Annotated in this window: 23 protein-coding genes; 20 read left to right on the top strand and 3 right to left on the bottom strand. The window is 71.6% G+C overall.

Features of this window, described 5'->3' with window-relative positions; all coding sequences use genetic code 11:
* Positions 1-32 precede the first annotated feature (32 nt).
* The 13 genes from ACIBKY_RS49090 to ACIBKY_RS49150 all read left to right on the top strand — a co-directional run bounded on the left by ACIBKY_RS49090 (position 33) and on the right by ACIBKY_RS49150 (position 12793).
* Positions 33-191: a hypothetical protein gene (locus ACIBKY_RS49090; RefSeq protein WP_379617577.1), complete on the top strand. Its 159-nt coding sequence runs from the start codon at positions 33-35 to the stop codon at positions 189-191.
* Positions 188-1009, top strand: coding sequence for a TlyA family RNA methyltransferase (locus tag ACIBKY_RS49095; RefSeq protein WP_397108527.1), 822 nt, complete (start codon positions 188-190; stop codon positions 1007-1009). The genes ACIBKY_RS49090 and ACIBKY_RS49095 overlap by 4 nt, the downstream gene beginning before the upstream one ends.
* Positions 1006-1905 carry an NAD kinase gene (locus ACIBKY_RS49100; RefSeq protein WP_379617581.1) on the top strand — a complete coding sequence of 300 codons (900 nt, stop codon included), beginning with the start codon at positions 1006-1008 and terminating at the stop codon, positions 1903-1905. The genes ACIBKY_RS49095 and ACIBKY_RS49100 overlap by 4 nt, the downstream gene beginning before the upstream one ends.
* Positions 1906-2010: 105 nt before the next feature.
* Entirely contained in the window at positions 2011-3723 is a 1713-nt protein-coding gene (gene recN, locus ACIBKY_RS49105; RefSeq protein ID WP_397108530.1) for a DNA repair protein RecN, read from the top strand.
* Between the two features lie 63 nt (positions 3724-3786).
* Positions 3787-4983, top strand: coding sequence for a putative cytokinetic ring protein SteA (gene steA, locus ACIBKY_RS49110; RefSeq protein WP_397108532.1), 1197 nt, complete (start codon positions 3787-3789; stop codon positions 4981-4983).
* Entirely contained in the window at positions 4980-5957 is a 978-nt protein-coding gene (locus ACIBKY_RS49115) for a copper transporter (protein WP_397108534.1), read from the top strand. The genes steA and ACIBKY_RS49115 overlap by 4 nt, the downstream gene beginning before the upstream one ends.
* 3 nt (positions 5958-5960) lie before the next feature.
* Complete coding sequence (locus ACIBKY_RS49120) at positions 5961-6860, top strand: hypothetical protein (RefSeq protein ID WP_397108536.1); 900 nt, start codon at positions 5961-5963, stop codon at positions 6858-6860.
* Positions 6857-8545: a murein biosynthesis integral membrane protein MurJ gene (gene murJ / locus ACIBKY_RS49125; RefSeq protein WP_397108538.1), complete on the top strand. Its 1689-nt coding sequence runs from the start codon at positions 6857-6859 to the stop codon at positions 8543-8545. Before ACIBKY_RS49120 ends, murJ begins: the two co-directional genes overlap by 4 nt.
* A 45-nt stretch (positions 8546-8590) precedes the next feature.
* Positions 8591-9742 (top strand): glycosyltransferase family 4 protein, encoded by a 1152-nt coding sequence (locus ACIBKY_RS49130; protein WP_397108540.1) that lies wholly within the window; start codon positions 8591-8593, stop codon positions 9740-9742.
* A 200-nt stretch (positions 9743-9942) separates the two neighbouring features.
* Positions 9943-10932 carry a TerC family protein gene (locus ACIBKY_RS49135; RefSeq protein ID WP_397108542.1) on the top strand — a complete coding sequence of 330 codons (990 nt, stop codon included), beginning with the start codon at positions 9943-9945 and terminating at the stop codon, positions 10930-10932.
* Between the two features lie 106 nt (positions 10933-11038).
* Positions 11039-11680 carry a phosphatidylserine decarboxylase gene (locus ACIBKY_RS49140; RefSeq protein ID WP_397108544.1) on the top strand — a complete coding sequence of 214 codons (642 nt, stop codon included), beginning with the start codon at positions 11039-11041 and terminating at the stop codon, positions 11678-11680.
* On the top strand, positions 11667-12488 hold the full coding sequence (gene pssA, locus ACIBKY_RS49145; protein WP_184974071.1) for a CDP-diacylglycerol--serine O-phosphatidyltransferase: 822 nt from the start codon (positions 11667-11669) through the stop codon (positions 12486-12488). Before ACIBKY_RS49140 ends, pssA begins: the two co-directional genes overlap by 14 nt.
* Positions 12489-12526: 38 nt before the next feature.
* Positions 12527-12793, top strand: coding sequence for a hypothetical protein (locus tag ACIBKY_RS49150; protein WP_397108546.1), 267 nt, complete (start codon positions 12527-12529; stop codon positions 12791-12793).
* 18 nt (positions 12794-12811) lie between these two features.
* On the opposite strand, the gene ACIBKY_RS49155 is transcribed toward ACIBKY_RS49150, so the two are convergent.
* Both ACIBKY_RS49155 and ACIBKY_RS49160 read right to left on the bottom strand, forming a co-directional pair.
* The gene (locus tag ACIBKY_RS49155; protein WP_397108548.1) at positions 12812-13468 is read right to left on the bottom strand and encodes an MBL fold metallo-hydrolase; all 657 of its coding nucleotides are present in this window, start codon (positions 13466-13468) and stop codon (positions 12812-12814) included.
* Positions 13469-13488: 20 nt separating this feature from the next.
* Complete coding sequence (locus tag ACIBKY_RS49160; RefSeq protein WP_397108550.1) at positions 13489-14277, bottom strand: maleylpyruvate isomerase family mycothiol-dependent enzyme; 789 nt, start codon at positions 14275-14277, stop codon at positions 13489-13491.
* Between the two features lie 231 nt (positions 14278-14508).
* On the opposite strand from ACIBKY_RS49160, the gene uvrA reads away from it, so the two are divergent.
* Complete coding sequence (gene uvrA / locus ACIBKY_RS49165) at positions 14509-17349, top strand: excinuclease ABC subunit UvrA (protein ID WP_397108552.1); 2841 nt, start codon at positions 14509-14511, stop codon at positions 17347-17349.
* A gap of 131 nt (positions 17350-17480) precedes the next feature.
* Here uvrA and ACIBKY_RS49170 read toward each other — a convergent pair whose 3' ends face one another.
* Complete coding sequence (locus tag ACIBKY_RS49170) at positions 17481-18182, bottom strand: DUF2306 domain-containing protein (RefSeq protein WP_397108554.1); 702 nt, start codon at positions 18180-18182, stop codon at positions 17481-17483.
* A 210-nt stretch (positions 18183-18392) separates the two neighbouring features.
* Here ACIBKY_RS49170 and ACIBKY_RS49175 point away from each other — a divergent pair, with 210 nt between their 5' ends.
* The 6 genes from ACIBKY_RS49175 (at position 18393) to yvcK (ending at position 23907) form a co-directional block, all read left to right on the top strand.
* Complete coding sequence (locus tag ACIBKY_RS49175; RefSeq protein ID WP_397108556.1) at positions 18393-18818, top strand: Rieske (2Fe-2S) protein; 426 nt, start codon at positions 18393-18395, stop codon at positions 18816-18818.
* A gap of 104 nt (positions 18819-18922) precedes the next feature.
* A complete protein-coding gene (locus tag ACIBKY_RS49180) occupies positions 18923-19378 on the top strand; it encodes a Rieske (2Fe-2S) protein (protein ID WP_397108558.1) in 456 nt (151 codons plus the stop codon).
* A 79-nt stretch (positions 19379-19457) separates the two neighbouring features.
* On the top strand, positions 19458-19874 hold the full coding sequence (locus ACIBKY_RS49185) for a Rieske (2Fe-2S) protein (RefSeq protein WP_397108560.1): 417 nt from the start codon (positions 19458-19460) through the stop codon (positions 19872-19874).
* Between the two features lie 57 nt (positions 19875-19931).
* Positions 19932-21899 (top strand): excinuclease ABC subunit UvrC, encoded by a 1968-nt coding sequence (uvrC, locus tag ACIBKY_RS49190; RefSeq protein ID WP_397108562.1) that lies wholly within the window; start codon positions 19932-19934, stop codon positions 21897-21899.
* Positions 21896-22765 (top strand): RNase adapter RapZ, encoded by an 870-nt coding sequence (rapZ, locus tag ACIBKY_RS49195; RefSeq protein ID WP_397108564.1) that lies wholly within the window; start codon positions 21896-21898, stop codon positions 22763-22765. The genes uvrC and rapZ overlap by 4 nt, the downstream gene beginning before the upstream one ends.
* 224 nt (positions 22766-22989) lie before the next feature.
* Entirely contained in the window at positions 22990-23907 is a 918-nt protein-coding gene (gene yvcK / locus ACIBKY_RS49200; protein WP_397108719.1) for a uridine diphosphate-N-acetylglucosamine-binding protein YvcK, read from the top strand.
* The last annotated feature ends 26 nt before the right edge of the window (positions 23908-23933 follow it).

The raw sequence follows: 23933 nt of genomic DNA on the forward strand, positions 1-23933 counted from the left end.
CGGGTGTCGGTGCCAGGCGTTACGGTCGTGTCATGACTGAGATCCCGGAGGGGACGGGCGACGAGCGGGTCGACGCCGTTCTCGCAGGTCTGGAGCGTCTGTCCGGGCTGCCCGTGGGCGAGCACGCCGCCGTCTACGACGACGCGTTCGCCGGGCTGGAGGAGACCCTCGCCGCGATGGACGAGCAGTGAGCCGACGCGTCCGGCTCGACAGCGAGCTCGTACGGCGCGGCCTGGCCCGCTCCCGCGAACAGGCGGCCCAGCTCATCGAAGCCGGCCGGGTCACCGTGGGCGGACAGGTCGCCGGCAAGGCGGCCACCCAGGTCGACACCGCCGCCGCCATCGTCGTGGCCCGGTCGCCCGACGGCCCCGACTACGTCTCGCGCGGCGCGCACAAACTGCTCGGCGCGCTGGAGGCCTTCAAGGCGCTGAGCGTCGAGGGCCGCCGCTGCCTCGACGCCGGCGCCTCCACCGGCGGCTTCACCGACGTGCTGCTGCGCCACGGCGCCGCCCACGTCCTGGCCGTCGACGTCGGCTACGGCCAGCTGGCCTGGTCGCTGCGGACCGACGAGCGGGTCACCGTCATGGAACGCGTCAACGTCCGTGACCTGACGCCGGAGATGGTCGGCGAGGCCCCCACCCTGATCGTCGGCGACCTGTCGTTCATCTCGCTGCGGCTGGTGCTGCCCGCGCTCGCCGCCGTGGCCGCGCCGTCCGCCGACTTCGTCATGCTGGTCAAGCCGCAGTTCGAGGTGGGCAAGGAGCGCGTCGGCGCCGGCGGCGTGGTGCGCGAGCCCGCGTTGCGCGCGCAGGCGGTCCGCGACGCCGCCACCAAGGCACAGGACATAGGTTTGGCGGTGCGCGGCGTCACGGCCAGCCCGCTGCCGGGACCGTCGGGAAATGTCGAATACCTGCTCTGGCTGGGCAAGGGGGAGGGCGAGCCGCCGGTCGCCGGGCTCCTCGACCTCGACGCCGAGATCCAGCGCGCCGTAGAAGAAGGGCCCCAATGAACCGGACCGTTCTGGTCACCGTGCACACCGGGCGCGGCGCCGCCGTCGACAGCGCCCGCCTAGTCGTCAACCGCCTGGTCGACGCCGGGATCACCGTGCGCGTGCTGGAGCAGGAGGCCGTGGAGATCGGGTGCGTCGGCGCCGAGGTGGTGCCGTGCGACCCCGGCGCGGCCAAGGACGCCGAGGTGATGATCGTCCTGGGCGGCGACGGCTCGCTGCTGCGCTCGGCCGAACTGGCCCGCTCGGCCGGCACCCCGCTGTTCGGCGTCAACCTCGGCCACGTGGGTTTCCTGGCCGAGGCCGAGGTCGACGACCTGGCCGCCGCCGTCGACAGCGTCGTCGCCGGGAACTACGACGTCGAGGAGCGCATGACCATCGACGTGCTCGCCCGGCTCAACGGCCAGGTGATCGCCGACACGTGGGCGCTCAACGAGGCCACCGTCGAAAAGCGCGAGCGCATGCTGGAGGTCGTGGCCGAGGTCGACGGCCGCCCGCTGTCGCGCTGGGGCTGCGACGGCGTCATCTGCGCCACCCCCACCGGCTCCACCGCCTACGCCTTCTCCGCCGGCGGCCCGGTGGTCTGGCCGGAGGTGGAGGCGCTGCTCATGGTGCCGATCAGCGCCCACGCGCTGTTCGCCAAGCCCCTGGTCGTCTCGCCGCGCGCGACCCTCGCCGTCGAGATCCTGCCCGGCACGCCGGGCGGCGTGCTCTGGTGCGACGGCCGCCGCCGCTTCGACCTGCCGACCGGCACCCGCGTCGAGGTCCGCCGCGGCGAGCACCCGGTGCGCGTGGCCCGCCTGCACGGCATCGAGAGCACCGGCGCGCCGTTCACCGACAGGCTGGTCGCCAAGTTCGAACTTCCCGTGCAGGGGTGGCGCGGAAGGGTGCGTCCCTGAGTCAATTGGCTCAGGAGCGCGTAGGATCGCTTGCGCACGTGTGTTCGGACAGTGGGCTCCGAAGCCGGGTGCGACCGTAAACGCAGGCAGCGACAGGAGTGGCCGGTGCGACCCAGGGTCGAAGAGGTCCGCATCCAGGGGCTGGGTGTCATCGACGAGGCCGTTCTCGAGCTCTCGCCGGGATTCAACGTGGTCACGGGCGAGACCGGAGCGGGCAAGACCATGGTTGTCACCGGGCTCGGCCTGCTGTTCGGCGGCCGTGCCGACCCCTCGCGCATCCGCCCGGGCTCCGACAAGGCGACCGTCGAGGGCACGCTAATCATCGAGGCCGGCGGCCGCGTCGGCCAGCAGGTCGAGGACATCGGCGGCGAGGTCGAGGACGGCGAGCTGATCATCTCGCGCACCGTCTCCGCCGAGGGCCGCTCGCGCGCCTGGCTGGGCGGGCGCACCGTCCCCGTCGGCACGCTCACCTACCTGGCCGACGACCTGGTGGCCGTCCACGGGCAGATGGACCAGCAGCGCCTCCTGCAGCCGGCCAGGCAGCGCGCCGCGCTCGACCGGTATGCCGGCGACGATCTGGTCAAGCCGCTGCGGGCGTACTCGCAGGCGTACAAACGGCACAAGCAGGTGGCCGCGCTGCTGGAGGAGCTGACGACGCGGGCGCGCGAGCGCGCCCAGGAGGCCCACCTGCTGCGCTTCGGCCTGGAGGAGATCGAGAAGGTCGACCCCAAGCCCGGCGAGGACGCCGAGCTGCGCGCGGAGGAGGAGCGGCTCTCCCACGCCGACGCGCTGCGCACCGCCGCCACCGGCGCCCACACGGCGCTGCTCGGCGACCCGATGGAGTCCGCCGACGGCACCCACGACGTGATCTCCCTGCTGGGCGAGGCTCGCTCGGCGGTCGAGGGCGTGCGCGACTTCGACCCGCAGCTCGCCCAGGTGGCCGACCGGCTGGCCGAGGCGGGCTACCTCATCTCCGACGTCGCCACCGACCTGGCCGCCTACGCCGAGTCGATCGAGGCCGACCCGGCCAGGCTGGCGATCGTGCAGGAACGCCGCTCGCTGCTGACGGGCCTGATCCGCAAGTACGCCGAGGACAGCGCCGGCGTGCTGGCCTGGGCCCAGCAGTCCTCGGCGCGCCTGGCCGAGCTCGAAGGCGACGACGAGCGCATCGACGAGCTCACCCGCGAGCTCGACGAGCTGACCGAGCGGCTCACCGAGCTGGCCGCCGAGCTGACCAAGGTGCGCAAGGCCGCCGCCGAGCGCTTCGGCGAGGCCGTCACCGAGGAGCTCACCGCCCTGGCCATGCCGCACGCCCGCGTGGTCGTGCAACTCGCCCAGAGCGCCGAGTTCGGCCCCGAGGGCGTCGACGAGGTCGAGCTGCGCATGGCCGCGCACCCGGCCGCGCCGCCGCTGCCCCTGAACAAGGGCGCCTCGGGCGGCGAGCTCAGCCGCGTCATGCTCGCCATCGAGGTCGTCTTCGCCGGCGCCGACCCCGTGCCCACCTTCGTCTTCGACGAGGTCGACGCGGGCGTGGGCGGCAAGGCCGCGGTCGAGATCGGCCGCCGCCTGGCCAGGCTCGCCCGCACCGCACAGGTCATCGTCGTCACCCACCTGCCCCAGGTGGCGGCCTTCGCCGACCAGCACCTCGTCGTGGAGAAGGCCAGCGACGGCAGCGTCGTGCGCAGCGGCGTCGTCACGCTCAACCACGAGGGCCGGGTACGCGAGCTTTCGCGCATGCTGGCAGGCCTGGAGGATTCCGAGCTGGGCAGGGCCCATGCGGAAGAACTGCTCGGGCTCGCCGCTGCCGACTCTGCGTGACATATCAGACACGCCGCGCAGTGCGTGGCCCCCGGGCTCTCCGGCTCTGGCAGGATGGTCTTGATGAAGGTACCGGGGAACAAGTTGCCGGGCCTCCGCGGCAGGAAGGTCGTTGACCTTCCCGGCCTCACGGCAGTGGCGAGAATCGACCGGCGGACGAAGAGGCTAACCAAGCGCCTCCAGCCGGGGGAAATTGCGATTATCGACCATGTTGACGTGGACCGGGTCAGCGCGGAGGCGCTCGTCGCGTGCGGCGCCGCCGCCGTCGTCAACGTCGCGGCGGGGATCAGCGGGCGCTACCCCAACCTGGGTCCGCAGATCCTGATCGAGGCCGGCATCCCGTTCATCGACAACGCCACGCCCGAGCTGTTCGAGCGGGTGGCCGACGGCGAACCGGTCCGCGTCTGCGACGGGATCGTCTACCTCGGCGAGGAGATGGTCGGCAAGGGCGACGTCGCGACCGAGGAGACCGTCGAGGCCGCCATGGCCGAGGCACGCGCCGGACTTTCCGTGCAGATTGAGGCTTTCGCCGTCAACACGATGGAGTACGTTCGTGGTGAGGGCAGGCTTCTCATCGACGGAGTCGGCGTGCCGGAGATCCGCACCCCCATCGAGGGCAGGCACGTTCTCATCGTCGTGCGCGGGTACCACTACAAAGAGGACATCGCCACGCTCCGTCCCTACATCCGCGAATATCGCCCCGTCCTCATCGGCGTCGACGGCGGCGCGGACGCGCTCCTGGAGGCCGGATACCTGCCCGACGTGATCGTCGGCGACTTCGACTCCGTCTCCACCAAGGCTCTCACCTGCGGCGCCGAGCTCATCGTGCACGCCTACCGCGACGGCCGCGCGCCCGGCCTCGAGCGCGTGCACCAGCTCGGCCGCGAGGCCGTCATCTTCCCCGCCACCGGCACCAGCGAGGACATCGCCATGCTCCTGGCCGACGACAAGGGCGCCGAGCTCATCGTCGCCGTCGGCACCCACTGGACGCTGGAGGAGTTCCTCGACAAGGGGCGCTCCGGCATGGCCAGCACCTTCCTCACCCGGCTGCGCATCGGCAGCAAGCTCATCGACGCCAAGGGCGTCAGCAGGCTCTACCGCAGCCGCATCTCCACGCAGCAACTGCTGCTGCTGGTGGGCACCGCGCTCGTCACGATGGGGGTCGCTCTGTTCAGCTCGCCCATCGGCCAGACCTGGCTCAACGGCCAGCAAGACCTTTGGAACGCCTTCATCTTCTGGCTGGTCGGACTTTTCTCGTGATCGATTTCCGCTATCACCTCGTCTCCATCGTCGCCATCTTTCTCGCGCTGGCGGTCGGCATCGTCATGGGCACCACGCTGCTGCAGAATCCGGCCATCCAGATGGCCAAGGAGACCACGGACGGGCTGATCAAGAACAACAGCGAGCTGCGGGCGGAGAAGGACGACCTGGCCCGGCGCCAGGCCGGCAACGACTCCTTCGTCAAGGACATGACCCCGGTGCTGGCCCTGGTCGCGGGCGGGCTCAGCGGCCAGCGCGTGCTGCTGGTCGACACGCCCGGCTCCACCGGCGCCCTGCGCGAGGCGCAGCAGCAGGTGCTCGACCAGGCCGGCGCGACCGTCGGCCAGCGGGTGACGATCAGCGACAAGTTCCTGGCCCTCGACAGCGAAGGCGTCCTCGACGGCCTGGCCACCCAGCTCAAGCCCGCCGACCTCACCTACACCGCCGGCGCGAGCGTCTACGACAAGGTCGCCCAGCTCCTGGCCGCGACGCTGACCACCGCCGACCCCACCCAGGCGGGCACCGCCAACGCCGAGACAGCCGCCGTGCTGGCCGCGTTCGAGAAGGGCGGCTTCATCAGCGTCGAGGGTGACGTCGACAAGCGCGCCACGCTCGCGGTGATGTTCGCGCCCGACAAGCCCTTCGAGGGCGAACGCGCCGAGACTCAGGCGGGCGCGCTCGTCTCCCTCGCCTCCGGCCTCGACGCCGGGAGCAAGGGCGCGCTCATCGCCGGCAGCACGACGGCGGTGGCCCCCGGCGGCGTCATCACCGAACTGCGCGACTCCGGCGACATCAGCCAGCGGGTCTCCAGCATCGACACCCTCGACATGCCCGCCGGCCGCGTCGTCGGCGTCTACGCCCTGCGCGAGCAGATCGCCGGGCGGGCCGGCCAGTACGGCATCGGCACCGGCGTGACCGACTTCCAGCCGCCGCTGCCCAGTCCCACCCCCGTCCCCACCTCGTCAGGGAGCTGAACCATGGCCCGTGCCCTGCTGTGCGCGCTCGCCGGAGCCGCACTCGGCGCCGTCGCCGCCCGCGCCGCCTACTCCGCCTTCACCTCGCGTGTGGCCGAGGCTCCGGAGAAGACGGCCACACCGTCCGGCGAGGTCGTGGCGACGGGCGGGCTGCGCGCCGCCGCGACCTGGACCCGGAGCAACCACCGCGGCGAGCCGATCACCCTGCTCGAAGGCCCCGCGTTCGTGGCGGGCGCGAGCGCCGCCGCCGCGCTCACCCCCGGCCTGGACCCCCGCGTACGGCTGGCCGCCCTCCTGGCCGGAGCGGGCAGCGGCACGCTGGGCGCCTACGACGACCTCTACGGCAGCACCTCGTCCAAGGGCTTCAAGGGCCACCTCAGCGCCCTGGCCAAGGGCGAGGTGACCAGCGGCGCCGTCAAGATCCTCGGCATCGGCGCCACGGGCCTGGCCGCCGCCGCGCTCGTCTCCCGCGGCCCCCTCGACACCCTCGCCAACGGCGCCACCATCGCCGGCGCCGCCAACCTGGCCAACCTCTTCGACCTGCGGCCCGGCCGGGCCATCAAGGTCGCGCTGCTGACCGGCGGCCCACTGCTGGCCGCCTCGCTGCTGCGCGGCTCCCCGTCGGGCGCGGCGCTGGCCGCCGTCCCGCTGGGCGCCGCCGCCGCGCTGCTGCCCGACGACCTCGGCGAGCGCGCCATGCTCGGCGACGCCGGGGCCAACGCCCTGGGCGCCCTGCTCGGCCTGGCCGCCGTCACCACGCTCGGCCGCCCGGGGCGGCTGGCCGTGCTCGGCACCGTCGCCGTCCTGACCGCCGCCTCGGAGAAGGTCTCCTTCACCAAGGTCATCGCGGGCAACCCGGTGCTCCACCGCATCGACATGCTCGGCCGCCGCCCCGCCCCGTGACAGGACGGCTGGCGCGGGGCGTCGCGGGCGGCGCGGTACTGATCGGCGCGATCACGATCCTCGCGCGCGTCACCGGCTTCGCCAAGCAGTACGTCTTCGCCCAGACCGTCGGCACCGGCTGCCTGTCCACCGCCTACTTCACCGCCAACCAGATCCCCAACATCGTCTTCGAGGTGGTGGTCGGGGGAGCGCTGGCCGGCATGGTGGTCCCGGTCCTGGCCGGCGCCGCCGCCCGCGCCCGGCCGTGGGGTGAGCCGCCGCTGGAGGAACCCGACTCCCCGGAGGCCGCCCGCGGCGCCCAGGCCGTGGCTGCCTCGCCCGTCGAGGCCCACGCGTACGTGAGCCGCGTCTCCTCGGCGCTGCTGACCTGGGTGCTGGTCGTGCTGGTGCCCCTGGCCGTGGCCGTGGCGGTGCTGGCGGGCCCCATCGCCGGACTCTTCTACGGCTCCGAGCTCGCGTCGTGCGAGGTCGAGGCCGTGCGGGCCGTCACCGCGGACATGCTGGTCGTCTTCGCCCCCCAGATCCCCCTGTACGGCGTGGCCGTCGTCCTCTACGGCGTCCTTCAGGCGCACAAGCGCTTCGCCGGACCCGCCGTGGCGCCGCTGGTGTCCAGCATCGTGGTGATCGCCGCCTACCTGGTGTTCGTTCCGGTCAGCGATGGCACGAGCGCGCCGGCCAGCCCGCTCGACGCGGGGGAGACCGTGCTGGCGGTCGGCACCAGCCTGGGCGTGCTCGCGCTCGTGCTCACCGTCGCCGGGCCCGCGTCGCGGCTCGGGCTCCGGTGGCGTCCCACGCTGCGCTTCCCCGCCGGCGTGGCCGCGCAGGTGCGCGGGCTGGCGTTCGCGGGGATCGCCGGGTTGCTGGCCCAGCAGGCGGCCATGGTCGTGGTGCTGTACCTGTCCAACGGGATCGGCGTGGGGGCGATCGCGGTCTACAACTACGCGTGGGCCATCTACCTCGTGCCTTACGCGGTGCTGGCCGTACCCATCGCGACCAGTGCCTTTCCCGGGCTGTCCGCGCGGGCGGAGAGCGGCGACGAGGAGGGGTTCGCGGGCCTGGCCGCGCGCACGACGCGGGCGGTCGTGCTGGTGTCGGGGCTGGCGGCGGGGGCGCTCGCGGCAGTGTCCGGGCCGGGCGCGGAGGTGTTCCTGCTGGGGTCGGAGTCGGCGGTGCCGCACGCGCAGTTCGCGCGGACGATCGCGCTGTTCGCGCCGGGCCTGATCGGGTACGGGCTGATCGCGCACCTGAGCCGGGTGCTGTACGCGGCGGGAAGGGGCCGGGAGGCCGCCGCCGGGACCGTGGCCGGGTGGCTGGTGGTGATGGTGGCGCAGGCCGGGTTCGTGCTGGTGCTGCCGGATGAGTGGGAGATCGCCGGGATGGCGCTCGGGATGAGCGCCGGGATGACCGTGGGCGGACTCTGGCTGCTGGTGGCGGTGCGCAGGGCCCGTGGCAGGGCGGCGGTCGCGGGGCTGGTCAGGGCGGCGTTCGCGGCGGTGGCCGGAGGGACCGCGGGGTTCCTGGCGGGCGCCTGGGCGGCGGGCCTCGTCGGCGCTGACGGGCTCTGGCCTCTCCTAGGAGCCACGGCTCTGGGCGGGGCGGTCGCGATCGTGGCGGGCGCGGCGGTGGCGGCGCTCCTGGACCGCGACGACGCCCGCGCCCTGGCCGGGATGGCCAGGCGGCGCTGACGGGGAACGGAACGGGCTTCAGCGGATGGGTGAGAGGAGAGGGTCGTGCGGGTGGTGTTCGTGCTCGGAACCACGTCAGGCGGGACCGGGCGGCATGTGCTCATGCTGACCGAAGGCCTGGTACGGCGCGGCCACCAGGTGGTCGTCGCCGGGCCCGCGGCCGTCGGCGAGGCGTTCGGGTTCGGCGCGGCCGGGGCGCGGTTCGCCCCGGTCGCCGTCTCCGACCGGCCGCACCCGGCCCGCGACCTGGCGGCGGTCGCCGCGATCCGCCGCATCACCCGCGAGGCCGACGTCGTGCACGCCCACGGGCTGCGCGCGGGCGCCCTCGCCGCCCTGGCCGGGCTCGGCCGGTCCCGACGCCCGGCCACCCGGACGTCGGCGACGAATCAGGCCGCCCGCCCGGCCCCCCGTACGTCGGCGACGAAGCGGGCCGCCCGCCCGGCCCTGGTGGTGACGCTGCACAACGCGCTCACCGCCGGGGGATTCGTCGGCGCGGTCCACGGCGTGCTGGAGCGGATCGTGGCGCGCGGCGCCGGCCGCGTGCTGGTCGTCTCACCGGACCTGGGCGAGCGGATGACCGCACTCGGCGCCCGCGACGTGCGCCCGGCCGTGGTGCCCGCCCCCGTGCCCAGGCCGCCGTCACGCGCCGCCGCGCGGGTGCGCGAGGAACTCGGCGCCGGGGATCGGCCCGTGGTGCTGACGGTCGCGCGGCTGGCGCAGCAGAAGGGACTGGAGTTCCTGCTCGACGTGGCGGCCGGTCCCTGGGGCGCGCGGGAGCCGATGTTCGCGATCGCGGGAGAGGGGCCGCTGCGGCGGGAGCTCCAGGAACGTGTAAAGAAGGAGAGGCTGCCCGTGCGGCTGCTGGGCAACCGCGACGACGTGCCCGATCTGCTGGCCGCGGCCGACGTCGTGTTCTGGCCGAGCCGCTGGGAGGGACAGCCGCTCAGCCTCAGCGAGGCGCTCATGGCGGGCCGTCCGGTGGTGGCCACCGCGGTGGGCGGCATCCCTGACCTGCTGGGGGGTGCCGGGGCGCTGGTGCCGTACGGGGACGTGGGGGCGGCGCGCGCGGCCGTACGGGCGATTCTGGAGGAGCCGGGCGCGGCGGAGCGGCACGCTCGGGCGGCGGCGGAAAGGGGCGCGGCGCTGCCCCGCGACGACGACGCGGTGGACGCTGTCCTGCGCGTCTACAACGCGTGAAGACCTCCGGGAAGATTAGGCCGCGACCCCGCGTTCTCCTATACTGCGTTGGTTAGGGGAGGGGAGTATCCCTTCGCGGCAGCCTCGTCATCACGGTGTAGCCCCGCTCCACGGGGCCCCCGGGGCTGCCGGTCGGCCGATATAGCGCCGGCGGGAGAGACCTCCGGCTGTCAGTCATGCGTGCCGGAGGTAGGAAGACCGTGACCGTACCCGTGTGGGCCTGGATCGCCGTGATCGGCGGGCTCCTCCTGGTCATCGCCATCGATCTGTGGATCGTCGACAGAGGCGAGGCCCGCGAATTCTCCATGCGGCAGGCGACCTACTGGGTCTCCTTCTACATCGCGCTCGCCGTCGCCTTCGGTGTGCTGTTGTGGGTGACCGAGGGGGGCGGCAAGGCCGGTGAGTTCTTCGCCGGATACATCACCGAGTACAGCCTGAGCGTCGACAACCTGTTCATCTTCTTCATCATCATGAGCCGGTTCGCGGTGCCGAAGCAGTATCAGCACAAGGTGCTGCTGGTCGGCATCCTGATGGCGCTGGTCATGCGCGGCATCTTCATCGCGCTCGGCGCGGCCGCCCTCGAGCGCTTCAGCTGGCTCTTCTACGTCTTCGGCGCCTTCCTCGTCTACACCGCGATCAACATCGTCCGCCAGCACCTCAAGGGCGACGACGAGGACTTCCAGGAGAACGCGGTGCTGCGGTGGGTGCGCAAGGCGTTCCCGACCACGCCCGACTACGTCGGCTCCAAGATCATGGTCAAGATCCACGGTCGCCGCCTGGTCACCCCGATGCTCATCGTCATGGTCGCGATCGGCACCACCGACCTGCTGTTCGCGCTCGACTCCATCCCCGCCATCTTCGGGCTCACCAAGGACCCGTTCATCGTCTTCACCGCCAACGCGTTCGCCCTGATGGGCCTGCGCCAGCTCTACTTCCTGCTCGGCGGACTGCTCCAGCGGCTGGTCTACATCAGTTACGGCCTGGCGTTCATCCTCGGCTTCATCGGGGTTAAGCTGGTTCTGGAGGCTCTGCACGCCAGCAATGTCTCCTGGGCGCCCACCGTGCCCATCCAGCTTTCGCTCGCGGTCATCGGCGTCACGATGGTCGTCACCACCGTCGCCAGCCTGCTCAAGTCCCGCAGCGACGCGCGCAAGAGCGTGAAGAGCGCAAGCCAGAGCGGGGCTAGCTAAAAGGCGTTCTAGGCGCTTTGCTGTGTCTAGTTGCGTCGTGTCATAGTTGCAAGTTCTGTAACATCACGGCAAAGCGCCGGTTCGTTCACCACTCCAAAGGTTGTCCGTGTCAGACGATTCAGCTAAGACCGCCCGCGTGCGCCTGGCGCGCGGGGTGTCCCCGTGGCTCCTCCCGACCGTGGCGGCCGCCGCCGCGACCACGCTGCTCACCCGCAAGGACAAGCGCTGGGCGCTGGCCGCGGTGCCGCTGACCGCACTCACCGGCGGGATGCTCTGGTTCTTCCGCGACCCCGACCGGACGCCCGGTCAGGGCCGCGTCCTGTCGCCCGCCGACGGCGTGGTGCAGAGCATCGACCCGTGGCCGGACGGCCGGACCCGGGTGGCGATCTTCATGAGTCCGCTGAACGTGCACGTCAACCGGGCACCCCTTGCGGGAACCGTCACCTCCGTGCAGCATGTGGCGGGTGGGTTCCTGCCGGCGTTCAACAAGGACAGCGACCAGAACGAGCGCGTGGTGTGGCATTTCGAGACCGCGCTCGGCGACATCGAGATGGTGCAGATCGCGGGCGCGGTGGCGCGCAGGATCGTGCCGTACCTGAGCGCGGGGGCCAAGGTCACCCAGACCGAGCGGATCGGCCTGATCCGGTTCGGCTCGCGTGTGGACATCTACCTTCCCGAAGGCATCACGCCCGCGGTCGCCGTGGGTGAGAAAACGGTTGCGGGGGTGACCCGAATTGACCACGGCTGACGCAGGCGGCTGGCAAGCCGACGACGAGGACCCCCGTGGGCCCGTCGGCAAGGCGTTCCGCCTTTCCGCCGCAGACTCCCTGTCGCTGGGCAACGCGCTCTGCGGCTTCCTGGCCGTGTGCGTGCTGGCCACCTCGGCCGTCAGCTCCCTGCAGGCGAACAAGGGCCTGGTGATCCAGCCCGGCTTCTTCGCCACCGCCGTGGTGCTGCTGCTCATCGGCGCCACCTGTGACCTGTTCGACGGCCTGGTGGCGCGGCGCTTCCGTGCCTCGGCGATGGGCGCCGAGCTCGACAACCTCGCCGACGTCATCAGCTTCGGCTTCGCGCCCGCCTTCATGGTGGTGATCTGGGGCGGCTTCAACGGCACCGTCCCCATCTGGTGGGTGCTGACCGCCGCCGCCTCCGTGCTCATCGCCGGCGTCGTACGGCTGGCTCGCTTCGCCTGCGTGAAGACCAAGAGCGGCGACTTCATGGGCCTGCCCATTCCCATGGGCTGTATGACCGTCATCTCGATCGTCATGCTGTTCGAGGCGAATGTCTGGTCGCTGCTGGCCGTGCTCGGCGTGTCCTGGCTGATGGTCAGCCGCGTGGAGTACCCGAAGCCCAAGGGCCAGCTCGCCGCCGTCGTCCTCGGCTGGATCATGGTCAACGTCGCCTTCCTGACGTTCTGGGTGGCCTTCCCCCAGGGCGGTGACCTGCCGATCAAGATCGGTGCGACCATGCAGATCGCGCTCGTGGCGGCGATCCCGCTGCGGATGCTCTTCTACAAGCGCGAGCAGCGCAAGGAAGCCCACCGCGTCGACAACTGAGTCTCCTCAAGCCGGGCGTCATCGGCTTTGATGGAGGCATGGCGCGCGAACACACTCGCACGTACTTCCTCGGCAAGCTCGCGAGGGAGCTGGAGTTTCGTGGCTTCGATGCCACACTGCGCGCCGACCCGCCCTCGTTGCGGGTCGGCGACCCCGGTGCCCGGCTGCTGACCGAGACGGTCGACTGCGTTCCGCTCGCCGAAGGCTGGTACTACCGCTGGTCCTGGGGCGAGGTGGTGGAGTCGACCACCAACCCCGCCGAGGCCGCCGACCGGATCGCCAGGATCCTCGGGCCGATCCCTTGACTCAGCTCGCGGCCGGGTTCACCATCCCCTGGCCTTCCACTCCGGCAGCGACGGGCGCTCGGCGCCCAGCGTGGTGTCCTTGCCGTGGCCCGGGTAGACCCAGGTCTCGTCCGGCAGCCGGTCGAAGACCCGCTCGGCCACGTCGGTGTAGAGCTGGGTGAAGCGCTCGGCGTCGTCCCAGGTGTTGCCGACGCCGCCGGGGAACAGCGAGTCACCGGTGAACAGGTGCTTGATCGTCTCGCCGCCGTCGTAGAGCAGGGCGATCGAACCCGGCGTGTGTCCGCGCAGGTGGATGACCTCCAGCGCGACCTCGCCGACCGTGACGTGGTCGCCGTGCTCGACCAGGCGGGCGGGCACGACGGGCAGCGCGGGCGCGTCGAGCGGGTGGGCGACCACCTGGGCGCCCGTGACCTTGGCCACCTGCTCCAGCGCCTGCCAGTGGTCGCCGTGCTGGTGGGTGGTGACGATCGTGCTGATCGCCTGCTCGTCGACCAGCGCCAGAAGCCGGTCGGCCTCGGCGGCCGCGTCGATGAGCAGGCCGTCGCCGGTCACGGAGCAGCGCAGCAGATAGGCGTTGTTGTCGAAGGGGCCGACGGCGAGCTTGGCGATGCTCAGCGCGGGCAGCTGCCGCACATCGGCAGGGCCGCCGACCGTGACGTCGCCGGTGTAGGTCATGAGATCTCCTCGGGGCCCGATCACGGATAGTCGTCGGGGGGCGCCGCCGGAAGGCCGGGCGGGGCCGGCTGGCTCAGCCAGGGCGGCGGCTCAGGAACGGCGTGCCCCTCGCGCACCACCCTAATCCCCTCGCCACGCGAGCGACCCGTGAGCCAGGCGAGCACGTCCACCGGCCCGCCCGCCACGGCGGGTAGCCCTCCGCCGGGAGCCGCCGCGTCCCCGCCGAGGTCGCGCCAGGTGTCCGGGGGCTCGCCCAGCAGGGTGATCTCACCGACCGTGCTCTGCCCATATGGCCAGCTCGCCAGGCAGTCGTGCAGCTCGCGCCGGACGAACGCGGCGGGCCAGTCGGCGGGGCCGTAGCCGGCGCCCAGGTCGGCGTGGTGGATCTCCAGCTCCCTGATCCGCCTGACCAGCACGTACCAGGCGGGGTGCCAGGGCGGGCGCAGAGCGCGTACCATGCCGCTCCACGCCTGCGCGGGCTGCTCGCGGATGGCGCGCGCGAGCCGTACGGCGCCGTCTTCCAGATCGGCGAGATGTTCGGCCGGGGTACGGCCGGCGCCGTCCTCGATGCCGGCGACCCGGGCGGCGAGCGAGGGGTACTGGGGCGTCTCGACCCCGGTCCTGGCCCAGGCGAGCAGGTTGAGCAGGCCGTCGGCGTTGCGGGCGAGGTGGGCCAGGACGTGGCCGCGGGTCCAGCCGGGCAGGTTCGACGGGGCGGACAGGTCGGCGGGCGACAGGCCGGCCGCGGTGGCCAGGAGACGGTTGGTGGCCGCCGTGATCTCGGAGTGGAGCGCGGGGATGACCGTCATGGCGGCCATTCCAGCAGGTTTCGCCGCGTCCTCACCAGCGGTCCGGGCCGTACGCGGGCATAAAGGCGCAGGTCGCGCGGTTGACTCCCAAAGAGCGCCTGCCCTCGCGGCGGGAGGCCGTAGTCTGAGGAGGACGGATTTTCGGGGGCCGGGGAGCGGGCCACCGAAATTGTCGGTGCCCCCATCTACTATCCCCGTGGACCTATCCGTTTATCGACTTCCGGGATCGCCGTGGCTGACCGCCTGATCGTGCGTGGAGCACGTGAGCACAACCTCAAGGACGTCTCGCTGGACCTGCCGCGAGACTCGCTGATCGTCTTCACCGGCCTGTCCGGATCGGGCAAGTCCAGCCTGGCCTTCGACACGATCTTCGCTGAGGGACAGCGGCGCTACGTCGAATCCCTGTCGGCCTACGCCCGCCAGTTCCTCGGCCAGATGGACAAGCCCGACGTCGACTTCATCGAGGGCCTGTCGCCCGCGGTGTCCATCGACCAGAAGGCCACCAGCAAGAACCCCCGCTCGACCGTCGGCACGATCACCGAGGTCTACGACTACCTGCGCCTGCTGTGGGCGCGCATCGGCAAGCCCCACTGCCCGGTCTGCGCGCGGCCGATCGCCCGGCAGATGCCGCAGCAGATCGTCGACCGCGTGATGGACCTGGAGGAGGGCACCCGCTTCCAGGTGCTCGCGCCGGTCATCAGGGGCCGCAAGGGCGAGTACGCCGAGCTCTTCCGCGAGCTGCAGACCAAGGGCTTCGCCCGTGCCCGCGTCGACGGCACCGTGATCAGGCTGGAAGAGCCGCCGACGCTGAAGAAGTACGAGAAGCACGACATCGAGGTCATCGTCGACCGCCTGTCGGTCAAGGACTCGGCGCGCCGCAGGCTCACCGACTCGGTCGAGACCGCGCTGCAGCTGTCCGGTGGCACGATCACGCTGGAGTTCGTCGACCTGCCCGAGGGCGACCCCGGCCGCGAGCGCTTCTACTCCGAGCACCTCTACTGTCCCTACGACGACCTGTCGTTCGAGGAACTGGAGCCGCGCTCCTTCTCCTTCAACTCGCCCTTCGGCGCCTGCCCCGAGTGCACGGGCCTGGGCACGAAGATGGAGGTCGACCCCGACCTGGTCGTGCCCGACCCGGAGAAGACGCTGCGCGACGGCGCCCTGCACCCGTGGTCGGGCGGCCACACCAGCGAGTACTTCATCCGCCTGACCGAGGCGCTCGGCCACACCATGGGCTTCACCCTCGACACGGCCTGGGAGAAGCTGCCGAAGAAGGCGCAGAAGTCGCTGCTGTTCGGCCACGAGGAGCAGGTCCACGTCCGCTACAGCAACCGCTATGGCCGCCAGCGCTCCTACTACACCACCTACGAGGGCGTCATCTCGTGGGTGCAGCGCCGCCACGCCGAGGCCGAGAGCGACGCCACGCGCGAGCGCTTCGAGGGCTACATGCGGGAGATCCCGTGCCCGGCCTGCGACGGCAAGCGCCTCAAGCCGGTCACGCTGGCCGTGACGGTCGCCGACATGTCGATCGCCGACGTGGCGAGCATGTCCATCGGCGAGTGCGCGAAGTTCCTGGCGGGGCTGAAGCTGTCCGACCGCGACATGCACATCGCCGAGCGGGTGGTCAAGGAGATCAACGCCCGGATGGGCTTCCTGCTCGACGTCGGCCTCGACTACCTGTCCATGGACCGCGCCGCCGCCACCCTGGCCGGCGGCGAGGCGCAGCGCATCCGCCTGGCCACGCAGATCGGCTCCGGCCTGGTCGGCGTGCTGTACGTCCTGGACGAGCCGTCCATCGGCCTGCACCAGCGCGACAACATGCGCCTGCTCGACACCCTCATCAGGCTGCGCGACATGGGCAACACGCTCATCGTCGTCGAGCACGACGAGGACACGATCGCCGCCGCCGACTGGGTGGTCGACATCGGCCCCGGCGCGGGCGAGCACGGCGGGCAGGTGGTCGTCTCCGGCACCGTCCAGGACCTGCTGTCCAGCGAGGAGTCGATGACCGGCGCCTACCTGTCCGGCCGCAGGTCCATCGCCGTTCCCGCCAAGCGCCGCAAGCGCGACAAGAAGCGCCAGATCACGGTGAAGGGCGCCCGCGAGCACAACCTCAAGGGCGTCGACATCGACTTCCCGCTCGGCGTGTTCACCGCGGTCACCGGCGTCTCGGGCTCGGGCAAGTCGACGCTGGTCAACGACATCCTCTACAACGCCCTGGCCAAGGAGCTCAACGGCGCCCGCACGGTGCCGGGCCGCCATGCCCGGATCAACGGCATGGACCAGGTCGACAAGGTCGTCCACGTGGACCAGTCGCCGATCGGGCGTACCCCGCGCTCCAACCCGGCCACCTACACCGGGGTCTTCGACCACGTCCGCAAGCTGTTCGCGGCCACGACCGAGGCCAAGGTGCGCGGCTACCAGCCGGGCCGCTTCAGCTTCAACGTCAAGGGCGGGCGCTGCGAGGCGTGCGCGGGAGACGGCACCATCAAGATCGAGATGAACTTCCTGCCGGACGTCTACGTCCCGTGCGAGGTCTGCCACGGCGCCCGCTACAACCGCGAGACCCTGGAAGTCCACTACAAGGGCAAGACCATCTCCGAGGTGCTGGACATGCCGATCGAGGAGGCCCTCGGGTTCTTCGACGCGATCCCGGCGATCAAGCGCCACCTGCAGACGCTCAACGACGTCGGCCTCGGCTACGTGCGGCTCGGCCAGCCCGCCACCACGCTGTCGGGCGGCGAGGCCCAGCGGGTCAAGCTCGCCTCCGAACTGCAGCGCCGCCAGACCGGGCGGACGATCTACGTCCTCGACGAGCCGACCACCGGTCTGCACTTCGAGGACATCCGGCGCCTGCTCGGCGTCCTCGGGCGGCTGGTCGACGGCGGCAACACGGTGATCGTCATCGAGCACAACCTCGACGTCATCAAGACGGCCGACTGGGTGATCGACATGGGCCCGGAGGGCGGATCCAGGGGCGGCACGCTGGTGGCGGCGGGGACGCCGGAAGACGTCGCGGCGGTGGAGGAGAGTCACACCGGGCGCTTCCTGCGCAAGATCCTGTCCGTCTGAGACGAGTGACCTCCCCTGTGCGGCCGGCGCGAGCCGCACAGGGGCTTTCCGGCCGGTCAGGCGCGGGGCGGCGTTGGCCAGTCAGGGCGGCGGCGTTGGCCGGTCAGGGTGGGCGGGACGGCGTTGGACGGTCAGGGGCGGACGCGGCGGCGGCCGGAGGCCGGGCGCTCCAGCCACCACTCGGCGAACAAGAGCGGCAGCACCCATCCCATCCAGGTGGACAGACCGGCGACCGTCTGGCCGACCTGCTCCGGCGTGCTGCCCAGAGACTCGCCGGGCACGAACATCACGACCAGGGCGCCCCAGATCCGGTTCGTGATGATGGACATGGTCAGGGCGAAGCTGCGGATCATCCAGCGCCGGTGGCCGGTGAAGCGCCGCTGCCTGGCCATGCGCCAGCCGGCCAGCGTGCACCCCAGCCACAGCAGCGCCAGCAGGACGTTGCTCGCCCGCGCCACGTGCCCGAACGGCGTCGCGGCGCCCACCACCAGGCCCAGCAGCCCGGCGGGCAGCACTCCGGCCAGCACGTACACGCGGCCCGTGTGGCGGTGAGCCGTCGGATAGCGGCCCCTGAACCACGGCCAGATCTGCAGACAGCACGTGATCATGGCGATCGACCCGAAGATGACGTGCAGGGCCAGCAAGGGGAAGTGCGGCGGGAAGAAGTCCGGCGCCGGAACCCTGGAGCCGGCCTCGTCGAACGTCGCGTACGGCGGCAGGGAGAAGGCGATGAACGCCACCGCCGCCACCGCCAGGGGGGCGATCCAGGGCCGCCGCCACCAGCGCGCGCGCTGCGGGGCCGGTGGCTGTGGCGGGCTCATGGTGTCGGTCACGACGGCTCCTTAGGGGGTTGCTGGGGTTGAGGTCCGGTGCCCGGAGAGCGGACGCTGGACGTGACGCGGTGTGCGCGTTCAGAGTCGGGCGGAGCGCTGACCGTCCGCCTACCACCCGCTGACGGGACCGCCCTGGGCGGCCAATAGATTGGTGCGACGGGTAACGACCTGGCCTGTTGGGGGTCACGGGCGACGCGGAAGGGTCGGGAAATGACAAGTTCTGAGCGTGATGTCGTCATGCCGGAAATCGGCCGCCGGACGGTGCTGGGCGCGGCGGGCGTGGCCGCGTGCGGCGTGGCGCTGGCCGGATGCGGCGGCGAGCCCCAGGGCGCGGCGCCCGGCATCAAGGGCAAGGAGATCGCCAAGGCGGCCGACGTCCCCGTGGGTGGCGGCAAGGTGATCTCCAAGTGGAAGATCGTCGTGACCCAGCCGACGGCCGGCGTCTACAAGGCGTTCAGCGCCGCGTGCACGCACAAGGGCTGCGCGGTCGCCTCGCCGAAGGAAGGCGTCATGACCTGCCCGTGCCACGGCAGCGAGTTCGACGCCAACGACGGCAAGTGCCTCAAGGGGCCGGCCACGGCGCCGCTGGCCGCCTACCAGGTCAAGGTTCAGGGCGACGGGATCATCATCGTCTGAACCGGTAATTGTGCGTGGTTCCCGGGATCCGCACGCCTCAGGCTGAACCGGTGCCGGTGCGCCGGCCGTACCTGAAGTGAGCAAACGACCTGGGAGGACCGGATATGGCGGAGACGACACGCAGGGCCGTGGTGCTGGGCGCCGGCGCGGCGGTGCTGACCGCGTGCGCGGGATACGGACAGCCAGCCGGGGAGGACGCGGCCGCACCCAGTTCGGAGGCGCCGAGCTACGGAGCCACGGAGCCGAAGAAGAGCAAGAAGCCGGCCGCCGGAGGCAAGGCGCTGACGACCACCGCCGACATCCCCGAAGGCGGCGGCAAGGTCTTCGAGAGCCAGAAGATCGTGGTGACGCAGCCGACCGCGGGGGAGTTCAGGGCGTTCAGCGCGACGTGCACACACGCGGGCTGCACGGTCGCCGACGTCGCGGACGGCACGATCAACTGCCCCTGCCACGGCAGCAAGTACGACATCTCCGACGGTTCGGTGACCGGCGGCCCGGCGCCGAAGCCGTTGCCCAAGAAGAAGATCACGGTGGACGGAGACGAGATCAAGCTCGCCTGACGCGGGCCGATTCATGCAATTCTCACGCGGGTGCGGTTGTCTGTCCCGCATGGGAGATGACCTTCAGAGCCGTAGAACGATGATCGCCGGCGTCGGTGCGGGCGGGCTGACGCTCGCGCTGGCGGCCTGCGGCGGTGGCTCCGCCGAGACGTCGGCGGAGGCTTCCAGCGCTCCGGCGACCTCGGGTTCCGCCGCGCCGCAGGCGCCCGCGGGCGGGCTGGGCAGCACGGCCGACGTGCCGGTCGGCGGTGGGAAGATCTTCGCGTCCGAGAAGATCGTGGTGACGCAGCCGAAGGCCGGTGAGTTCAAGGCTTTCAGCGCGTCCTGTACGCATAGCGGGTGCACCGTCGGTTCCGTCTCCGACGGGACGATCAACTGCCCGTGCCACGGCAGCAAGTTCGCCATCGCGGACGGGGCGGTGGTCAAGGGACCGGCGGACAAGCCGTTGCCGGCCAAGGACGTCACGGTCGAGGGCGATCAGATCAAGCTCGCCTGAGAGCGCCGGAGCGGCCCGTCGCGCATCGTGTACGGCGGGCCGCTCCGTCCGGGCCGCATGAGGTTGTCGGTCGGGCGGGCTAGGCTTCTATCCGTGCCCAGCCCACTCAGTTTCCGCCCCCGATCCGGCTCCATCCCCGACTCCCCAGGGGTCTACCGGTTCCGGGACGCGCACCGCCGCGTGATCTACGTGGGCAAGGCCAAGAGCCTGCGTCAGCGGCTCAACTCCTACTTCGCGGACTTCGCCGGGCTGCACCCGCGTACCCAGACGATGCTCACCACCGCCGCCGACGTCGACTGGACGGTCGTCAGCACCGAGGTGGAGGCGCTGCAGCTCGAATACTCCTGGATCAAGGAGTTCGACCCGCGCTTCAACGTCAAGTACCGCGACGACAAGTCCTACCCCTACCTCGCGGTCACCATGGGCGACGACTTCCCGCGCGTGCAGGTGATGCGGGGCGCCAAGCGGAAGGGCACCCGCTACTTCGGCCCCTACTCCCACGCCTGGGCCATCCGCGAGACCGTCGACCTGCTGCTGCGCGTCTTTCCCGTGCGCACCTGCTCGGCCGGGGTGTTCAAGCGGGCGGGCCAGATCGGCCGCCCCTGCCTGCTCGGCTACATCGACAAGTGCTCGGCGCCGTGTGTCGGCCGGGTCACCCCCGACCAGCACCGCGAGCTGGCCGAGGACTTCTGCGACTTCATGGCGGGCAACACCACGCGCTGGATCAAGCGCCTCGAACAGGACATGCGCCAGGCCGCCGCCGAGCAGGAGTACGAGCGGGCCGCGCGCCTGCGCGACGACATCCAGGCGCTGCAGCGGGCGCTGGAGAAGCAGGCCGTGGTGCTCGGCGACGCCACCGACGCCGACGTGATCGCGCTGGCCGAGGATCCGCTCGAAGCGGCCGTCCAGGTCTTCTACGTGCGTGGCGGACGCATCCGCGGGCAGCGGGGGTGGGTGGTCGACAAGGTCGAGGAGACGACGCCGGGCGAACTCGTCGAGCACTTCCTGCTGCAGATCTACTCCGAGGGGGAGATCCCCCGCGAGGTGCTGGTCCCCGAGCTGCCGCCGGAGCCGGAGGCGGTCAGTGAGCTGCTGTGCGAGCAGCGCGGCGCCCGGGTCGAGCTGCGTGTGCCGCAGCGCGGCGACAAGAAGTCGCTGATGGAGACCGTCGAGCGCAACGCCAAGGAGTCGCTGGCCCAGCACAAGATCCGCAGGTCGAGCGACCTGACCACCCGCAGCAAGGCGTTGCAGGAGATCGCCGACGCGCTCGACCTCGACCAGGCGCCGCTGCGCATCGAGTGCTACGACGTCTCCCACCTGCAGGGCGAGAACGTCGTGGCCTCCATGGTCGTCTTCGAGGACGGCCTGGCCAGGAAGAGCGAGTACCGCCGGTTCGCGGTGAAGACCAAGGAAGGCGACGTCGCCTCGATCTACGAGGTGATCAAGCGGCGGTTCCGCCGTTACCTCGAAGAGCGCTCCAACACCGGCGAGCTGACGCCGGAGGCGGGCGAGGACGAGGAGGAAGCCGGGGGCGTCGCCTCCGGCCCGATCGACCCGGAGACCGGCAGGCCGCGCAAGTTCGCCTACCCGCCCAACCTCGTCGTGGTCGACGGCGCCGGCCCCCAGGCCGCTGCCGCGCAACGGGCACTCGACGAGCTCGGCGTGGACGACGTGGCCGTGTGCGGCCTGGCCAAACGGCTGGAGGAGGTCTGGCTGCCCACCGACGACCAGCCGGTCATCATGCCGCGCTCAAGCGAGGGCCTCTACCTGCTGCAGCGTGTGCGTGACGAGGCACACCGCTTCGCCATCACCTACCATCGAGCCAAGAGGTCCAAGTCCGTGAAGGAGAGCGCGCTCGACGCGGTGCCCGGCCTTGGCCCGGCGCGCAAGCAGGCGCTGCTCAAGAGGTTCGGCTCGGTCAAGAAGCTCAAGGAAGCCACGGTGGCCGAGATCCGCGAGGTCCCCGGCATCGGTGAGGCGACCGCGGAGATGATCGTGTCGAGGCTGAAGGGGGAAGGACAGTGAGCACCACCGAGCCGGCGTTCGTGATCGTCACCGGCATGTCGGGGGCGGGGCGCAGCACGGCGGCCAAGGCACTGGAAGACCTGGGCTGGTTCGTGATCGACAACCTGCCGCCCGGGTTGCTGTTCGCCATGGCGGAGGAGGCCGGCAAGGTCAAGCTCGCCGCCGACAAGGTGGCGGCCGTCGTCGACGTGCGCAGCCTGGCCTTCACCACCGACCTCAACGCCGCCATCGAGGAGCTCGAAGGCCGCGGCGTCCGCGTCCGGGTGGTGTTCCTGGAGGCCAGCGACGAAGAACTCGTCCGCCGCTTCGAGAACGTCCGCCGCCCCCACCCGCTGCAGGGTGAGGGCCGCCTGGTCGACGGCATCGCCCGCGAACGCGGCATCCTGCGCGAGGTGCGGGCCAACGCCGACCTGGTCATCGACACCTCCGCGCACAACGTGCACGAGCTTCGCAACAAGATCGTCGCCTACTTCGGCGGGGAGGACCGGCCCGGCCTGCGGGTCAACGTGCTCTCCTTCGGCTTCAAGTACGGCCTGCCCGTCGACGCCGACCTCGTGGTCGACTGCCGCTTCCTGCCCAACCCGCACTGGGTGCCGGACCTGCGTCCCATGAACGGGCTCGACGCCCCGGTGCGCGACTACGTGCTCAGCCAGCCGGGTGCCAAGGAGTTCCTCGACGCGTACGAGGAGGTGCTGGGGGTCGTCGCCGCCGGCTACGCGCGTGAGGGCAAGAGCTACGCGACGCTGGCGGTGGGCTGCACGGGCGGCAAGCACCGCAGCGTGGCCATGGCCGAACAGGTCGCCGCCCGGCTGCGTGACCGCGGGATGGAGATCCAGGTGAGCCACCGGGATGTGGGCCGCGAGTGACTGACGAACTTCCGGGCGCGGGAGACGCCTCCACGGCGGCTTCCGGCGCCCGTTCGGCGTATCCGCCCGCCGGTTCCGGGGGGCGGGGTCCCTCGGCCGCTTCCGACGTGCTCGGGGTGCTGCTGGGGGACGGGGCGGCGGTGCCGTACCGGATGGAGGGGCAGATATCCGTCCCGGCGGAGAGCGGCGGGCCGGGCGGCGGGCCGCGGCGTGACGGGCCGCGGGTGGTGGCGCTGGGCGGCGGGCACGGGCTCTACGCGTCGCTGTCGGCGCTGCGCGGTGTGGCCGGTGAGCTGACCGCGGTGGTGACCGTGGCCGACGACGGCGGGTCCAGCGGGCGGCTGCGGCGTGAGCTCGGCGTGCTGCCGCCGGGCGACCTGCGGATGGCGCTGGCGGCGCTGTGCGGCGACGACGAGTGGGGCGGCACGTGGAGCGAGGTCGTGCAGCACCGCTTCCGCTCCGAGGGTGACCTGCACGGGCACGCGGTCGGCAACCTGCTGATCGTGGCGCTGTGGGAGCTGCTGGGCGATCCGGTGGCCGGGCTCGACTGGGTGGGCAGGCTGCTCAAGGCGCACGGCCGGGTGCTGCCGATGGCGTCGGTGCCGCTGGACATCGTGGCCCAGGTGGAGCTCGACGGGAACATCTCGATCGTGCGCGGGCAGGTCGCCTGCGCGCTGACGCCGGGGCGGGTTCAGGCCGTCTCGCTGGTGCCCGAGGACCCTCCGGCGCGGCCCGAGGCGATCGCGGCTGTGCGGGAGGCCGACTGGGTGGTGTTCGGGCCCGGGTCGTGGTTCACCAGCGTGCTGCCGCATCTGATGGTGCCGGAACTGGCCAGGGCGCTGCACGAGACGCGGGCGCGCCGCCTGGTCACGCTCAACCTGGCGCCCCAGCCGGGGGAGACCGATGACTTCTCACCACAGCAGCACCTGGAGGTGCTCCGGCAGCACGCGCCCGATCTTTCGGTAGATGTCGTCCTCGCCGACACCGGGGTGGTCGACGACCGCGACGCCCTGGAGAAGGCGGTGGCGGCGCTCGGCGGCCGGCTCGTGATGGCCGACGTCGCCACCTCCGACGGTTCCCCCAGGCACGACCCACGCCGACTTGCCTCCGTCCTGGACGAGATTTTCCTCCAGAAGCGCTGATCAAGGCCACCTATCGGGGGCGGCGG

Origin of the sequence: Nonomuraea sp. NPDC050394, from assembly GCF_044459065.1 — a bacterium.
GTDB lineage: Bacteria > Actinomycetota > Actinomycetes > Streptosporangiales > Streptosporangiaceae > Nonomuraea.